The sequence below is a fragment of the Micromonospora sp. NPDC048887 genome, from assembly GCF_040649715.1.
Lineage (GTDB): Bacteria > Actinomycetota > Actinomycetes > Mycobacteriales > Micromonosporaceae > Micromonospora.
The window spans coordinates 219,954-234,801 of the sequence record NZ_JBEZGA010000002.1 but is presented as its reverse complement, the minus strand read 5'-3'; the positions used below and the strand labels follow the sequence as shown (position 1 = coordinate 234,801).

Here is a 14,848-nt window from a genome sequence, read left to right as displayed (position 1 = left end):
GGCTCATCCCGCGTGCGTCAGCGTGCGGGCCCGGATGCTGTCCAGCACGCTGCGGGTCACCTGCGAGGTGCCGCGCGCCTGCTCGCAGACCTCCGCGACCCGGCGCGCGGTCGCCTCGGCCCGGGCCGCCCGCTCGTCCCACAACCGGTCCACCTCGGCCAGCAACGGCCCCTCCACCTCCCGTTCCACGCCGCGCAGCGCCGGCACACCGAGCCGCTGGGCCAGGTCGAAGACCTTTCCGGCGTACGGCAGCGGCAGGAACGGCGTGCCCATCATGGCCGCGAAGATCAGGAAGTGCAGGCGCATGCCGACCGCGAGGTCGAAGTGGCGCATCAGCCCGAGGATCTGCGCCGGACGGTAGTCGCCGTGCAGGATCCGGCCCCGGTCGGCGGCGGTCATGTGCGACAGCACGCCGTGGGAGTGCCGGATGTCGTCCCGCTCCATCGGCACGAACAGCACGTACGCGTCGATCCGGTGCACCAGGAAGTCACCGATCTGGGCGAGCAGGCGGTGGTAGCCGTCCACGTCGAGCCGTTCGGCGGCCCGGCCCGGCTCACGCACGCTGAGCCCGACCAGCCGGGACCCGGCCGGTACGCCCTCGTCACGCAGCCACTGCTGGGGGAACTCCTCCGGTTCGAGCAGGAACGCCGGGTCGGCGGTGACGGTGATCGGGTTGACCAGGCCGGCCTCCTCCAGCACCATCCGCGACTCCTGGTCGCGGACTGTCACCTCGACTGCCTGCGCCAGCGTCTCGCGCACCATGCCGCTGTCCAGCGTGTCGGTGAGCGGGCCGACCCCTACCGCGTACGTGAGCAGCGGCAGCCCTCGTTCCTGGGCCACCCGGACCACCCGCAGGTAGCGCCGGGCCTCCTTGTCGTAGAGGATCCCGCCGCCGCCGAGGATGAGCAGGTCGAGCTGGTTGAGCACCGGGGACGAGTCGACCCGGCTGACGCCCTCCCACGGCACCGCCTCGACCTCGGGGTGGGCAAGCGCGGTGTGCGCCGGGTTGCGGGAGAAGACGATGATCCGGGCGTTGGGCTCGTGACGGCGCAGATCGTCCAGGAGACCCGTGAGGATCGCCTCGTCGCCGAGGTTGCGACCGCCGTAGGAGCCGAGCACGCCGATGGTCAGTCCGGTGCGTTCCCTCATCCGTTGCTCCTTCCCAGGGGCGTCCGGGCCAGCGTTCCCGCTGGCCACCCCGGGTTAACGCGCGGCGAGGACGCTCAACCGGTGGTGTCGCCGACCAGACGGGAGACGAGGTCCGAGACCACCTGATCGGTGTCGAACCCGGCGTCGATCGAGGTGGTGAGCAGGTCGAGCAGGAGCCCGTCGACCGCGTAGTGCAGCAGCGCCACCTCGTACGCCCCGCCTGGTAGCCCGGCGGCGGCGTGGTGGGCGACGTCGTCCGCGTACCCCTGGCGCAGCACGCCGCCGAGCGCGGACCGCAACTCGGGGCGGCGCGCGGCCTCCAGCCGCAGCTCGAACAGCGCCCGGGTGAGGCCCGGCTCGCGGGTGGTGCGGGTGACGATGTCGCGCAGGTAGTCGGTCATCAGCGCGAGCGACGGCTCGCGGCGGCCGAGGTCGGCCAGCACGGCCGGGTCGGGCGCGATCCGGTCGAAGATCCGTTCGGCGAGGCCGGCGAGCAGCGCGGCGCGGGACGGGAAGTAGTTCGAGGTGGTGCCGGTGGGCACGCCCGCCTCGGCGTCGACCGCGCGGTGGGTCAGCCCGCGCGCGCCCGCGTCGGCGAGCACCCGCAGGCCGGCGTCGGCGAGCAGGGTACGGCGTTCCGGGTTCCTGGCCACGCGAACACACTAGCAACAACCACGACAGGTGTTGTAGATTCGCCACCGAACCACGACAGCCGTCGTGGATCACCTCGGACATCGGAGCCGGTTTGCGCAAGCTCGTCTACTTCGTCGCCAGCACCCTCGACGGCTTCATCGCCGCGCCCGACGGGTCGTTCGACTTCCTCCCGCTGATGCCCGACGTGGCGCCCTACCTGGTGGCCGAGTGGCCCCAGACGCTGCCCACGTTCGCCCACGCCCAGCTCGGCGTCGACTCCCCGCCGAGCGGGCGCTTCGACACCGTGCTGATGGGCCGCGGCACCTACGAGCCCGGCCTGAAGATCGGCGTGACAAGCCCGTACGCGCACCTGGAGCAGTACGTGTTCAGCCGCTCCCTGCCCCCTGCCGACTACCCGGACGTGCACGTCGTCGACGGCGACCCGGCCGCCTTCGTCGGCGAGCTGAAGAGCCGGCCCGGGCGTGACATCTGGCTCTGCGGCGGCGGGCAGCTCGCCGGTCAGCTCCTCGACGAGATCGACGAGCTGGTGGTCAAGCTCAACCCGGTGCTCGTCGGCAGCGGCATCAAGCTCGTCGACAGCGGCTTCGACACGCGGCGGCTCACGCTCACCTCGACGCGTCCGTTCGACTCCGGCGTGGTGGTCCTGCGCTACACGCGCAACGGTTAACCCGCTTGCCCCGGACGGCGGGCGGCACGCACCGTGTAGCGGTGACGAAGATCCGGCTGCACTGGCCCGAACTGCCCGCGCACGTCCGCGACGCCGTCGAGGCCGTCCTCGGCGACCGGGTGGTGGCGGCGGTGTCACAGCCGGGCGGTTTCTCCCCCGGCACCGCCGACCGGGTCCGTACCGCGGGTGGCGGCCGGGCCTTCGTCAAGGCGGTCAGCCCGGCGCAGAACGACCGCAGCCCCGGCCTGTACCGCGCCGAGGCCCGGATCACCGCCGCCCTGCCGCCGGGCGCGCCCGCACCCCGGCTGCTCGGCAGCTACGACGACGGCGACTGGATAGCGCTCGTCCTCACCGACGTGGAGGGCCGGCACCCGGCCACCCCGTGGCGGGCCGACGAGCTGGCCGCCGTGCTGTCCACGCTGGAGGCCATGGCCGCCGCGCTCACTCCGGCACCCGCCGGGGTGAGCGTGCCCACCGCCGCCGAACTACTCGCGCACGACTTCGGCGGGTGGCGACGCCTCGCCGCCGACCCGCCGGCCGGCCTCGACCCGTGGGCCCGGTCCCACCTGCCCGAACTGTGCGCCGCCGCCGACCGGGGACTGGCCGCGCTCACCGGCGACACGCTCTGCCACGTCGACGTACGCGCCGACAACCTGCTGCTCGGCCCGGACGGGTCGGTCACCGTCGTCGACTGGCCCTGGGCCTGTCGCGGGCCGGCCTGGTTGGACACCCTGCTCACCGTCGTCAACGTGCAGGTGTACGGCGGGCACGACCCCGACGCGCTGCTGGCCGCCCGACGGCTGACGGCTGATGTCGACGCGGCCGACCTGACCGGAGTGCTGGCCGGGTTCACCGGCTTCTTCCTCGACGGCGCCCGCCAGCCCCCACCACCCGGCATCCCGACCGTGCGCGCGTTCCAGCGCCTACAGGGCGAGTCCCTGCTCCCCTGGCTGACCCACCGCCTGCCCTCCTGACCCGCCCCGCGTGGCTATGCGCGGGCGGGGGTGCCGAGGGGGTCGGCGAACAACGGGGAGAAGCCCAGTTCGGCGGCGCCGATCAAGGTCGCGTCGTAGCCGAGTGCGGAGACGCGCAGGCGGGCCTTGTCGCGGGAGATGGGCAGCACGTTGGCGGCGATCCGGCTGCGTACGTGCGCCGCCGAGGCGGGGAAGACCTCGCTCAGCGTGCCGCCGAAGATCACCACGCCGGGGTTGAACAAATTGATCACGTTCGCCACGCCGATGCCCAGCCAGTCACCGATGTGCCGCAGCGCGTCCTGGGCTGCGGGTTCGCCCCGCGCGGCGGCGGCGACGACCGCCCGTACCGCCTCGCGCCCCTTCTCCCGCGCCGGGCGGCCCGCGACGTCGAGCAGCGCCCGCTCCCCGACCTCGGCCTCCAGGCACCCGCGCGAGCCGCAGCCGCAGGGCCGCCCCTGGTACGGGTTCACGAGCATGTGCCCCACCTCGGAGGCGTACCCGCCGTCGCCGTCGAGCAGTTCCCCGCCCACGATGATGCCGCCGCCGACACCCACGTCACCGTGCAGGTAGACCAGGTTCTGCACGCCGACGCCGGCCCCGCGCTGATGCTCGGCCAGCGCACCGAGGTGCGCCTCGTTGCCGACCAGGACGGGCAGGCCCAGATCCAGCCGCCGCGCCAGCTCGGCGCCGAACGCCTGGTCCACCCACCCCATGTCCGGTCCGAACCGGACCATCCCGTCGCCCGGCCTGATCATGCCGCAGTAGGAGGCGCCCACGCCCACGCACACCGACCCGGGTGGCGCGGCGTGGTGCAGGGCCCGCCCGAAGTCGGCGAGCACCGAGACCACGGAGTCGAGGTCGGCCCCGGCACGTGGGCGCTCCGCCTCCAGCCGTGCCGACACCACCCCGCCGAGCCCGACGCGGGCGGCCACGAGCCGGTCCACGGCGATGTCGAAGGCCAGGACGTAGACGGTGTCGGAGGCGGGACGCACCACACGCGAGGGACGCCCGGCCCGGCCACTGCCGCCGGCCGTCACCTCGCGGACCAGGCCGGCCGCCGCCAGTTCCGCGGTGAGCCCCATGACCGTGCTGCGGTTGACGCCCATCCAGTCGGCCAGCTCGACCCGCGTCACCGGGCCGGTGAGGTGGACACGCCGCAGCAGCGCGCCGAGGTTGAGCCGGCGGCTGTCCCCCTGCGCGTGCCGGTCTGCTGCCAGACCTTTCAGCATCGACAACTCCGTCGGATGGCGACTGGCTCTCCACGACCGAGGATAGTGGCCACACATCGACCGCTGCCAGCGTGCAGACCGCTCACCCGGCAGCGGGTCCCGCACGCCGGACGGCGAGTGGAACACCACGGGTGCCTCCCGGTTCCGGAGACACCCACGGCGTTCCACCCGCACGGCGAACAGCGCCGGAGAAGGGTTACTCCGCCTCGCGGACCGGGCTCTGCGGCACCACGAGCACCGGCCGGTGCGCGCGGTGCAGGGTGGCCATGGCGACGCTGCCGAGCAGGATCTTGCGGACCGCCGTCCGCCCGCGCGAGCCGACCACCACCAGGCTCGCCTTACGCTCGGTGGCGACCGTGGAGAGCGCCTCGGCCACCGCGCGCCCGGGCGCGCCGCCACCGGCGCGGACCCGCACTGTGGTCACCGGCTGCCCGTCGAGGGTCTCCGGCGTGTCCCCCTCGTCGCCGTCGACGGCGACCAGGACGATCTCCCGCTCGGGGAGGAGACGGCGGGCGGCCGCGAGCGCGGCCTCGGACCCGGTCGAGGCGTCCCAGCCGACCACCACCGGCCCGGCGGCGAGCGCGTCGTGCTCGTCGGTCAGCAGCGGGTGCGGCACCACGAGCACGGGACGCGGGCTGTAGTGCACTGCCATGTCGGAGACGCTGCCGAGCACCGCGCGGGCGCCGCCGAGGCCGCGTGAGCCGAGCAGCAGCACGTCGGCCTGCTTCTCGTCGGCCAGCTCGGCGAGCCGGAGCCCCTCACCGCCGTAGCTGCGGCACACGAGCGGCTCGGCGTCCCAGCCGGCGGCGCGGCCCAGCATCACGCCGACCGCTGTCATCCGGTCGGCCTCCCGGCCGCCCTCGCGCTCGATGGCCTCCACGAACACGTTGATGTTGCGGTTGCCGGTCCAGAGCCGCTTGCGCAGTTCCTCGCTGGCGAACGGGGGTGTCCACAGGTGCCCGATCCACGCGTGCGCGCCGGGGAACAGCAGCGCTCCCGCCTCGATAGCGGCACTGGCGGCCGGAGACCCGTCGTAACCCACCACCACTTGCCTGACCTGCACGTCGCTCACCGCACCAAACCCCTCTCGCCGACGACTTCTCACAAGATCGTATCCGGGCCCGGACCGGGTCCGAGCCGGATCGTCCGGCACGGAAGCATCGGTACGCTGGGCGGATGAGCAGCCCGGACCTGTCGTACCTCCTCGACCACACCAGCCACGTGTTGCGTACGCGGGTGGCGGCGGCGCTCGCCGAGATCGGGCTAACCGCCCGGATGCACTGTGTGCTCGCACATGCGCTGCCCGAGGAGCGTACGCAGATCCAGCTCGCCGAGATGGGCGACATGGACAAGACGACGATGGTGGTGACGGTGGACGCGCTGGAGCGGGCCGGGCTGGCCGAGCGGCGCCCGTCGCGTACCGACCGGCGGGCGCGGATCATCGCGGTGACCGAGGAGGGCGCCCGGGTGGCTGCCCGCAGCCAGGAGATCGTCGACCGGGTGCACGCCGAGACGCTGGCGAGCCTGCCGGACGACGAGCGGGAGGTCTTCCTGCGCGCGCTTCGGCGCCTGACCGCCGGGCACCTGGCCACGCCGGTGCAGAGCCCGAAACCGGCGCGCCGCGCCCGCCAATAGTTCCCCAATAGATTGTCTGCAACGGAACCATCCGTTACGGTCTCTCCTGTCGCACCTCTCGACAGGAGGACTCCATGTCCGCTCCCCGCTCCCGCCGGCTCGCCCTCGGCGTGCTCGCCACCGGCACCCTGATGACCATCCTGGACGGCAGCATCGTCACCGTGGCGATGCCGGCCATCCAGCGCGACCTGCGCTTCTCCCCGGCCGGCCTGAGCTGGGTGGTGAACGCGTACCTGATCGCGTTCGGCAGCCTCCTCCTGCTCGCCGGCCGGCTCGGCGACCTGATCGGGCGCCGGGCGATGTTCCTCGGCGGCACCGCGCTGTTCACCGCCGCCTCCGCGCTGGCCGGGCTGGCGACGAACAGCGCCACGCTCGTCGCGGCCCGCTTCCTCCAGGGCGTCGGCAGCGCGGCGGCGACGGCGGTCAGCCTCGGCATCCTCGTCACGCTCTTTCCCGACGCCGCCGGGCGGGCCCGGGCCTTCGCCGTCTTCGCCTTCACCGGCGCGGCCGGGGCAGCCATCGGACAGGTCGCCGGCGGCCTGCTCACCGACGCGCTGGGCTGGCACTGGATCTTCCTGATCAACCTGCCGATCGGGCTGGCCACCATCGTCCTCGCGGTCCGCACGCTGCCCGCGGACCGTGGTCTGGGCCTGGCCGCCGGAGCCGACGTGGCGGGCGCGCTGCTGGTCACCGCCGGGCTGGTCCTCGGCATCTACACGGTGGTCACCATCGAGCGGTACGGGGTGACGTCGGCGCACACGCTCGGCCTGGGCGCGCTCGCCGTCGCGCTGGTCGCCGGGTTCGTGGCCCGGCAGGCCACCGCGCGCCGCCCGCTCATGCCGCTGCGGCTGCTGCGCTCACGCGGCGTCGCGGTGGCGAACGTGGTGCAGGTCCTCACCGTGGCCGCGACGTTCGCGTTCCAGGTCCTCGTCACGCTCTACCTCCAGCAGGTGCTCGGCTACGACGCCACCCGCACCGGGCTGGCGCTGCTGCCGGCCGCCGTGGTGATCGGCGCGGTGTCGCTCGGCGTCTCGGCCCGGCTCAACGCCCGCTTCGGCGAGCGAGCCGTGCTGACCGCCGGGCTCGTCCTGCTGGTGGCCATGTTCGGGCTGCTGGCCCGGGTGCCGGTGGACGGCCGGTATCTGCCCGACGTGCTGCCGGTGATGCTGCTGGCCGGCGGGTTCGGGCTGGTGCTGCCGGCGCTCACCGCGCTCGGCATGTCCGCCGCCCGCACCGAGGACGCCGGTCTCGCCTCCGGGCTGTTCAACACCACCCAGCAACTCGGGATGGCGTTCGGGGTCGCGGTGCTGTCCACGCTGGCCGCCGCGCGCACCGCGGGCCGGGCCGCGCTCGGCGACGACCGGGCCACGGCACTGACCAGCGGCTTCCACGCGGCGTTCGCGGTCGGCGCGGGGCTCGTGGTGGTCGCCGTCGTGCTCGCGTACGCGCTGCTGCGCCCCCGCACGGCGAAGCGCGCCGACGCCCCGGCCCTTGTGGGGCGAGTCAGCGGGAGGCGCGAGGGCGGGCGCGCAGGTGGGCGCGTTCGCCCTGGCTGCCGAAGAGGCTGAGGAACTCCACCCCCTCGCTGTCGGCGCGGCCGAACCAGTGCGGTACGCGGGTGTCGAACTCGGCCGCCTCACCCGGCACCATCACCAGGTCGTGCTCGCCGAGCACGAGCCGCAGCCGCCCGTTCAGCACGTAGACCCACTCGTACCCCTCGTGGGTCTTCGGCTCGGGCTCGGACCGCCCGCCGGCCGGGATGATCAGCTTGTACGCCTGGATGCCGCCGGCGCGGCGGGTGAGCGGCAGCATGGTCATCCCGTGCGCGGCGACCGGCCGCAGGTGGACGCGCGGGTCGCCGGTGGGTGGGGCGCCGACCAGCTCGTCGAGCGTGACGCCGTGCGCGCGGGCCAGCGGGAGCAGCAGTTCCAGCGTGGGCTTGCGACCGCCGGACTCCAGCCGGGACAGCGTGCTCACCGAGATGCCGGTGGCGGCGGAGAGGTCGGTGAGGGTGGTCTCCCGCTCGCGGCGCAGCGCGCGCAGCCGGGGGCCGACCGCGTCGAGGGCCTGGTCGAGGTCGTCGTCCATGCCTGCCAGTTTGCCACATCAGCAACAGAGTTTGCAGTTCTGCCGGACCCGGTCGCAGGCTGGTCGCGGAGGTGGTCACGATGACCGAGAACTACGAGGTACTGGTGATCGGCGGCGGCGCGGCCGGGCTCAGCGGCGCGCTGATGCTGGCCCGGGCACGCCGGTCGGTGCTGGTGGTGGACGGCGGCGAGCCGCGCAACGCATCCGCCGACGGCGTGCACGCGCTGCTGGGGCACGACGGCGTGCCGCCGGCCGAGCTGCTGGCGCGCGGCCGGGACGAGGTCCGCGGCTACGGCGGGCACCTAACCGAGGGCCGGGTCGAGACGGTGGACCGGGACGGCGACGGGTTCGCGGTGGCGCTCGCCGACGGCCGCCGCTTCCGCGCCGGCCAGGTGCTCGTCACCACCGGCCTGGTCGACGAGCTGCCGGAGGTGCCCGGCCTGCGTGAGCGCTGGGGGCGGGACCTGGTGCACTGCCCGTACTGCCACGGCTGGGAGGTGCGCGAGCAGCCGATCGGGGTGATCGGCACCGGCCCGATGTCGGTGCACCAGACGCTGCTGTTCCGGCAGTGGAGCGACGACGTGGTCTACCTGCGGCACACCGCGCCGCCACTGACCGGCGAACAGGCCGAACAGCTCGCCGCGCGCGGCGTGCCGGTGGTCGAGGGCGAGGTCGCGGCCATCGAGACGGCCGGGGACCGGCTGACCGGGGTACGCCTGCGCGACGGCCGCACGGTCGAGCGTGAGGTGCTCACCGTCGCGCCCCGGATGGTGGCGCGGGCCGGGTTCCTGGCCGGGCTGGGCCTGCGCCCGCAACCGCACCCCAGCGGGATGGGCGAGTACCTGCCGGTCGACGAGTCGGGGCGTACCGACGTCTCCGGGGTGTGGACGGCGGGCAACGTGACCGACCTGTCGGCGCAGGTCGGGGCCGCTGCGGCGGCGGGCGCCCGGACCGCGGCGATGATCAACGCGGACCTGGTGCAGGCGGAGACCCGCCGGGCGGTCGAGGCGCGGCGGGCCGCGCGGGAGAGTGGGTGACCACGAATCCCCCCTAACCTGACAATTCTTCCCTTAGGTTGAGCCGGAGAGGGCAGCCGAACCGGGGAGACGACGTGAAGAGCTATCCGGCGATCGAGGATCACGGGCTCATCGGCGACCTGCAGACCGCCGCGCTGGTGACCTGCGACGGAACGATCGACTGGTTCTGCGCGCCGCGCTTCGACTCGCCGAGCATCTTCGCCGCGCTGCTCGACAAGGACAGGGGTGGCTTCTTCCAGATCGCCCCGCACGAGGTCCGGTACGTCACCAAGCAGCTCTACCTGCCCGGCACGCCGATCCTGATCACCCGGTTCATCAGCGCGGACGGCGTCGCCGAGGTGATCGACTTCATGCCGGTCACCGGCGAGCGGGTCACCGACTCGCACCGCCTGGTCCGCATGGTCAACATGGTGCGCGGCAGCATGCGGTTCCGGGTGGAGTGCCGGCCCCGGTTCGACTACGCCCGCGAGAGCCACGAGGTGGAGCGGCACCGCAACGGCTACCTGTTCCGCAGCCCGTCGGCGACGCTCACCTTCAACCCGATCGACCCGGTGCGGCAACTCTGGGCCCAGACCGGCGAGATCCGCATGGAGGACGGCGACCTGATCGCGTACGGCACCCTGAAGGAGGGCGACACCGGCGGGGTGGTCCTGGAGACCAGCGGCGACGAACCCCGGACCATCCCGCCGGAAGAGGTCCAGGGCATGTTCGAGTGGACCCGGGACTACTGGCGGCGCTGGGTCGAACGCTCCCGCTACACCGGGCGCTGGCGGGAGATGGTCGAGCGCTCGGCCATCACGCTCAAGCTCATGACGTACGCGCCGACCGGCGCGATGATCGCCGCGCCGACCGCCGCGCTGCCCGAACTGGTCGGCGGCACCCGCAACTGGGACTACCGCTACACCTGGGTACGCGACACCTCCTTCTCCGTGCACGCGCTGCTCGGTCTCGGGTTCACCGAGGAGGTCAGCCACTACATGAACTGGCTGGACGAGCGCATCCGCGAAGCGGGCGACCACCAGGACCCGCTGAAGATCATGTACCGGGTGGACGGCTCCTCGGACCTGCACGAGGAGGTGCTCGACCACCTGGAGGGATACCGGGGCTCCCGCCCGGTGCGCATCGGCAACGGCGCCGCCGACCAACTCCAGCTCGACATCCACGGCGAGGCCCTCTACGCCATGCACCTCGCCGACGAGCAGGGCATCCGCGTGTCCCACCAGGTGTGGAAGAGCACCGTGCGGCTGATCGACTGGCTCTGCCACAACTGGGACAAGCGCGACGCCGGGATCTGGGAGAGCCGGCACCATCCGCGCAACTACACGTTCGGCCGGGTGATGTCCTGGGTCGCGCTGGACCGGGCCATCCGGCTGGCCAGCCGCACCGGCCGGCCCGGGGACATGAGCTGCTGGATCGAGCAGCGCAACCGGATCTACAACCAGGTCATGGCCCGCGGTTTCCACCGGGAACGCGGCAGCTTCGTGCAGGCGTACGACGAGAACGTGCTCGACGCGGCCCTGCTCTACATGCCGGCGGTCGGCTTCGTCACGCCCAGCGACCCGCTGTGGATGTCCACCCTGGAGTCGATCGAACGGGACCTGGTCTCGGACAGCCTGGTCCACCGCTACGACCCGGTCCACTCCCCCGACGGGCTGCCCGGCCACGAGGGCACCTTCAACATGTGCACGTTCTGGTACGTCGAGGCGCTGGCCCGTTCCGGCCGGCTCGACGACGCCCGGCTCACGCTGGAGAAGATGCTCACCTTCAGCAACCACCTCGGCCTCTACGCCGAGGAGATCGCCTCCACCGGTGAGCAGATCGGCAACTACCCGCAGGCGTTCAGCCACCTCGCGCTGATCAACTCGGCGCTGGCGGTGAACGACCTGCTCGACGCCGAGGCCTCCGCCCGCCTCCGCCGGTAATTCCGGTGATCTCCGGCCCGGCCCCGGGTACTGTTGATCGCATGAGGTTCTTCGCCGCTGTCATGAAGCCCTGGTCCCTCCGCTGACGGCGGCAGGGTGACCGGCTTCTTCTGACGTACCAGCTCTGCTCCGCCGTCCTGGCGTTCCCGCCGGGCGGTGTCCTCGCGCTGCCCGGCTCCACGACGAGCCGAAGAGCGGACTGTGCGCAACCTCGACAACATTCCTTCCTCCCCATCCACCTCGGTCGGTTCGCTGCCCGCCGGACACCGGGCGCACGTGCGGGCCGACGGCGTCCGCGTCGTACGCGGCGGCCGGGTCGTCCTGTCCGACGTCAGCGTGACCGTCTCCCCCGCCTCCCGACTGGCCGTCGTCGGCGAGAACGGGCGCGGCAAGACCACGCTGCTGCACGTGCTGGCCGGCCTCCTCGCGCCCGACCAGGGCACCGTGGAACGGCTGGGCACGATCGGCGTCGCCCGGCAGAACCTGGAGTCACGGCACGGCGAGACGATCGGCACGCTGGTCCGGGAGGCGATCCGGGAGTCCGAACGCGCGTTGCGGGCGCTGGACGACGCCACGATCGCGCTCACCGAGGGCCGGGCGGGCGCGGACGACGCGTACGCGACCGCCCTGGACGCGGCGACCCGACTGGACGCCTGGGACGCGCAGCGGCGAGTCGACGTGGCGCTGGCCGGCCTGGACGCCTGCCCGGACCGGGACCGGGAGCTGGCCACGCTGTCCGTCGGCCAGCGCTACCGGGTACGCCTGGCGTGCCTGCTGGGAGCGCGGGTCGACCTGCTGATGCTGGACGAACCGACCAACCACCTCGACGCGGACAGCCTGGCCTTCCTCACCGCGCGGCTGCGCGACCATCCGGGCGGCGTCGTGCTGGTGACCCACGACCGCGCGCTGCTGCGGGACGTCGCCACGGAGTTCCTGGACCTCGACCCCAGCGCCGACGGGCGTCCGCGCCGCTACGCCGGGGACTACGCCGCCTGGCAGGACGGGCGCCGCCGCGACTTCGCGCACTGGGTACGCGACCACGAGGCCCAGCAGGCCGAGCACCAGCGGCTGGCCGACGGGGTACGGGAGGCGCAGGACCGGCTCAGCACCGGCTGGCGCCCGGAGAAGGGGCACGGCAAGCACCAGCGCCAGTCCCGCGCACCCCGACTGGTCCAGGCGTTGCGACGCCGGCAGGAGGCGCTCGACGCGCACCGCGTCACCGTGCCGCAGCCACCGCAGCCGCTGCGCTGGCCGCCGCTGGACACCCGCCCCGGCCTGCCGATCCTGCGATGCCACGACGTCACGGTGGCCGGGCGCCTGCGTACCCGGGTCACGCTCACGCTCGACGGCGGGGACCGCCTGCTGGTGACCGGACCCAACGGCGCCGGCAAGTCCACGCTGCTCTCCGTGCTGGCCGGCGACCTCACGCCGTCGACCGGGGAGGTCCGGCACCTGTCCGGGGCGCGCGTCGCGTACCTCGGTCAGGAGGTGCCCGACTGGCCACCGGCGCTGCTCGCGCACGACCTGTACGAGCAGCACGTGGGCCGGTTGCGCTCCACCGGGCGTCTCTGCGCCGGCACGACCCTGCCGCTGGGCGCGACGAACCTGCTCGACGCCGAGGCCCGGCGTACCCCCGTCGGCCGAATGTCGCACGGACAGCAACGGCGGTTGAACCTGGCGCTGCGCCTGGCCGAACGTCCCGACCTGCTGATCCTCGACGAACCCACGAACCACCTGTCCGCGCCGCTCGTCGACGACCTCACCGCCGCCCTGCTGACGACCAGGGCCGCGGTGGTCGTCGCCACCCACGACCGGCAGATGCTCCACGACCTCGCGGCCTGGCCCACGCTGCCGCTCACCGCCGGCAACGCCGGGCCATCCGGTCACACAGGGTCATGCCTGCCGGAAGATTGATGCCTTCGAGCCGATATGACTGAGAGGAATATTTATGCCTCTCAGTCATCTCCAGCGGTATGCGGCACGGCGGGGTGTCCGCACCCAGGCGAGGCGCACATCGTGCTCGCGACGACAACAGGAGAGCGCTGTGACAGTCCGCGCCACGGGCCGGCCGTTGACCCGACTGGGAGCCGCCCAGGCGCAGGCAGAGCACGTGCTCGGCGCCCGGAAGGCCAAGCGGGTCACGATGTTCGGCAACGGCACGCTGTATGTCAAGGCCGGCACGATGGCGCAGGTCATGTCCTGGCTCATCGACTTCGTGGTGTGCCTGTTCGCTGTCGCGGCAGGTGTCGTCGCCCTGTCCGTGGTGGACCGCGCCGTGACCCTCTCCGGCGGTGCCCTCGCCGGGGCGGTGCTCGCGTTGTTCGTACTGGTGCCGGTTCTCTACGGCCTCTGCTACGGCAACGGCCGCGCGCTCGGCGCGGTCCTCACCGGCACACAGCTCGTGCGGGTCGAGGACGGCAGCCGGATCGGCGTCAAGGCGTGCTGGGCCATGCTGGTCCGGATGCTGTTCATGCCGGTGCTGTCCGTCGTGCTGGTGGTGAGCGCGTTCAGCACCGGTTCCGCGGATGCGCCCGGTTCGCTCGCGCGGACCAGCATCGACCCGGACGCCACCCGGCGCCTCCACGCCGCGGGCATCCACTGACCCCGCGCTACACCTCATCGCGACGGTCGACGCTGTTCTCGTCCGTCGCCTAGCCTCTCGGGCGTGGAGCACCTGCGCGACCTCGCCATCCGGCTGGCGATGGACGAACCGGTCGGCGAAGCCCTGCCGATGGCGGCTGCTCACGCTCTGACCCGAGGCATCGACTCGCCGGGTCTGCGTGAGCTTGCCGGCCTGTCGAAGGGCCAGTCGCGGGAGGCCGTCGATCTGTTCCGGCAGGCGATGGACGAACTCGGCTCGCCGGTGCCGGACGAGCGCGGCGCTCGGCTGCACCTCATGCGTCAGGCAGCGGCGAGCATCGTTGCGGGAGAGGGTGACGCCCAGGACCTGGCGCACGAGATCTACTGCCAGGCGGCCACATCCCGGTTGCCGGAGCTGCGACCCGTGGCCGATCGCTTTTTCGAGCTGTACGTCGGATGGGGCGCGGCCTTCGACCAGACGGAGGAGGCGACCGCGGCCGCGAAGGCGGCGGCCCAGTCGTTCCTGCACGACCATCCAGCCTGAGCGGCTCCCGAGAGCGAGCCAAACAGCGGTGATCGCGAGGGAGCGGGCCCTTGACAGGCTGCGGACACTGGGGGCAGGCATATGACCCCGGGAGGTCGACATGCGCTGGGTGATCCTCGTACTCGTCATCGCGGCCGCCGTGTTCGTCGCCGGCCTGTTGCGTCGTCGTCGGCAGACACGCGTGGACGGCCGCCGGGTACGTGACCTCCGGGCATCCGCCGAGGCCCGCCGCCGGCTCGACGACCACCGGAATCGTTCGGACGGCAGCAACACCGGGAGCGGCGGCGTGGGCGGCTGGAGCTCCTGACCTCGACCGGAACTTCCAGCGCCAGGGCAAGAAGACATCCGTCGGAGCTACCAGGTAGTCCT

The 14,848-nt window shown here is 72.9% G+C and carries 15 protein-coding genes; 10 read left to right on the top strand and 5 right to left on the bottom strand.

The window, feature by feature from the left end:
- Positions 1–3: 3 nt before the first annotated feature.
- Positions 4–1,149 carry a polysaccharide pyruvyl transferase family protein gene (locus tag AB0C17_RS04280; RefSeq protein WP_357389131.1) on the bottom strand — a complete coding sequence of 382 codons (1,146 nt, stop codon included), beginning with the start codon at positions 1,147–1,149 and terminating at the stop codon, positions 4–6.
- Between the two features lie 74 nt (positions 1,150–1,223).
- Positions 1,224–1,802 carry a TetR family transcriptional regulator gene (locus tag AB0C17_RS04275; protein ID WP_357389133.1) on the bottom strand — a complete coding sequence of 193 codons (579 nt, stop codon included), beginning with the start codon at positions 1,800–1,802 and terminating at the stop codon, positions 1,224–1,226.
- 92 nt (positions 1,803–1,894) lie between these two features.
- Between AB0C17_RS04275 and AB0C17_RS04270 the strand changes: the two genes are divergently transcribed.
- Positions 1,895–2,470, top strand: coding sequence for a dihydrofolate reductase family protein (locus AB0C17_RS04270; protein WP_357476552.1), 576 nt, complete (start codon positions 1,895–1,897; stop codon positions 2,468–2,470).
- A 41-nt stretch (positions 2,471–2,511) separates the two neighbouring features.
- Complete coding sequence (locus AB0C17_RS04265; protein ID WP_357476549.1) at positions 2,512–3,444, top strand: phosphotransferase; 933 nt, start codon at positions 2,512–2,514, stop codon at positions 3,442–3,444.
- Positions 3,445–3,458: 14 nt separating this feature from the next.
- Here AB0C17_RS04265 and AB0C17_RS04260 read toward each other — a convergent pair whose 3' ends face one another.
- Positions 3,459–4,673: an ROK family transcriptional regulator gene (locus AB0C17_RS04260; RefSeq protein ID WP_357389139.1), complete on the bottom strand. Its 1,215-nt coding sequence runs from the start codon at positions 4,671–4,673 to the stop codon at positions 3,459–3,461.
- A 196-nt stretch (positions 4,674–4,869) separates the two neighbouring features.
- Positions 4,870–5,745 carry a universal stress protein gene (locus AB0C17_RS04255; RefSeq protein WP_357389141.1) on the bottom strand — a complete coding sequence of 292 codons (876 nt, stop codon included), beginning with the start codon at positions 5,743–5,745 and terminating at the stop codon, positions 4,870–4,872.
- Positions 5,746–5,849: 104 nt separating this feature from the next.
- On the opposite strand from AB0C17_RS04255, the gene AB0C17_RS04250 reads away from it, so the two are divergent.
- Positions 5,850–6,308, top strand: coding sequence for a MarR family winged helix-turn-helix transcriptional regulator (locus AB0C17_RS04250; RefSeq protein ID WP_357389143.1), 459 nt, complete (start codon positions 5,850–5,852; stop codon positions 6,306–6,308).
- A 74-nt stretch (positions 6,309–6,382) separates the two neighbouring features.
- Entirely contained in the window at positions 6,383–7,876 is a 1,494-nt protein-coding gene (locus tag AB0C17_RS04245; RefSeq protein WP_357470427.1) for an MFS transporter, read from the top strand.
- Here the strand turns inward: AB0C17_RS04245 and AB0C17_RS04240 are convergent.
- Positions 7,812–8,396 carry an XRE family transcriptional regulator gene (locus AB0C17_RS04240; RefSeq protein WP_357389147.1) on the bottom strand — a complete coding sequence of 195 codons (585 nt, stop codon included), beginning with the start codon at positions 8,394–8,396 and terminating at the stop codon, positions 7,812–7,814. The two genes, AB0C17_RS04245 and AB0C17_RS04240, sit on opposite strands and share 65 nt — an antisense overlap.
- An 80-nt stretch (positions 8,397–8,476) precedes the next feature.
- Here AB0C17_RS04240 and AB0C17_RS04235 point away from each other — a divergent pair, with 80 nt between their 5' ends.
- From AB0C17_RS04235 to AB0C17_RS04210, 6 genes are all read left to right on the top strand, one after another.
- A complete protein-coding gene (locus AB0C17_RS04235) occupies positions 8,477–9,433 on the top strand; it encodes an NAD(P)/FAD-dependent oxidoreductase (RefSeq protein WP_357476546.1) in 957 nt (318 codons plus the stop codon).
- Between the two features lie 74 nt (positions 9,434–9,507).
- Entirely contained in the window at positions 9,508–11,355 is a 1,848-nt protein-coding gene (locus AB0C17_RS04230; RefSeq protein ID WP_357476543.1) for a glycoside hydrolase family 15 protein, read from the top strand.
- 201 nt (positions 11,356–11,556) lie between these two features.
- Complete coding sequence (locus AB0C17_RS04225; protein ID WP_357476540.1) at positions 11,557–13,269, top strand: ABC-F family ATP-binding cassette domain-containing protein; 1,713 nt, start codon at positions 11,557–11,559, stop codon at positions 13,267–13,269.
- A 157-nt stretch (positions 13,270–13,426) separates the two neighbouring features.
- Positions 13,427–13,957, top strand: a complete 531-nt coding sequence (locus AB0C17_RS04220; RefSeq protein WP_357476537.1) for a hypothetical protein — start codon at positions 13,427–13,429, stop codon at positions 13,955–13,957.
- A 63-nt stretch (positions 13,958–14,020) separates the two neighbouring features.
- Entirely contained in the window at positions 14,021–14,479 is a 459-nt protein-coding gene (locus tag AB0C17_RS04215; protein WP_357470436.1) for a hypothetical protein, read from the top strand.
- 100 nt (positions 14,480–14,579) lie between these two features.
- Entirely contained in the window at positions 14,580–14,786 is a 207-nt protein-coding gene (locus AB0C17_RS04210) for a hypothetical protein (protein WP_357389159.1), read from the top strand.
- The last annotated feature ends 62 nt before the right edge of the window (positions 14,787–14,848 follow it).

Coding starts and splice junctions, on each gene's coding strand:
- AB0C17_RS04280 (WP_357389131.1), bottom strand. CDS start 1,149: ATGAGGGAACGCACCGGACTGACCATCGGCGTGCTCGGCTCCTACGGC.
- AB0C17_RS04260 (WP_357389139.1), bottom strand. CDS start 4,673: ATGCTGAAAGGTCTGGCAGCAGACCGGCACGCGCAGGGGGACAGCCGC.
- AB0C17_RS04250 (WP_357389143.1), top strand. CDS start 5,850: ATGAGCAGCCCGGACCTGTCGTACCTCCTCGACCACACCAGCCACGTG.
- AB0C17_RS04245 (WP_357470427.1), top strand. CDS start 6,383: ATGTCCGCTCCCCGCTCCCGCCGGCTCGCCCTCGGCGTGCTCGCCACC.
- AB0C17_RS04240 (WP_357389147.1), bottom strand. CDS start 8,396: ATGGACGACGACCTCGACCAGGCCCTCGACGCGGTCGGCCCCCGGCTG.
- AB0C17_RS04235 (WP_357476546.1), top strand. CDS start 8,477: ATGACCGAGAACTACGAGGTACTGGTGATCGGCGGCGGCGCGGCCGGG.
- AB0C17_RS04210 (WP_357389159.1), top strand. CDS start 14,580: ATGCGCTGGGTGATCCTCGTACTCGTCATCGCGGCCGCCGTGTTCGTC.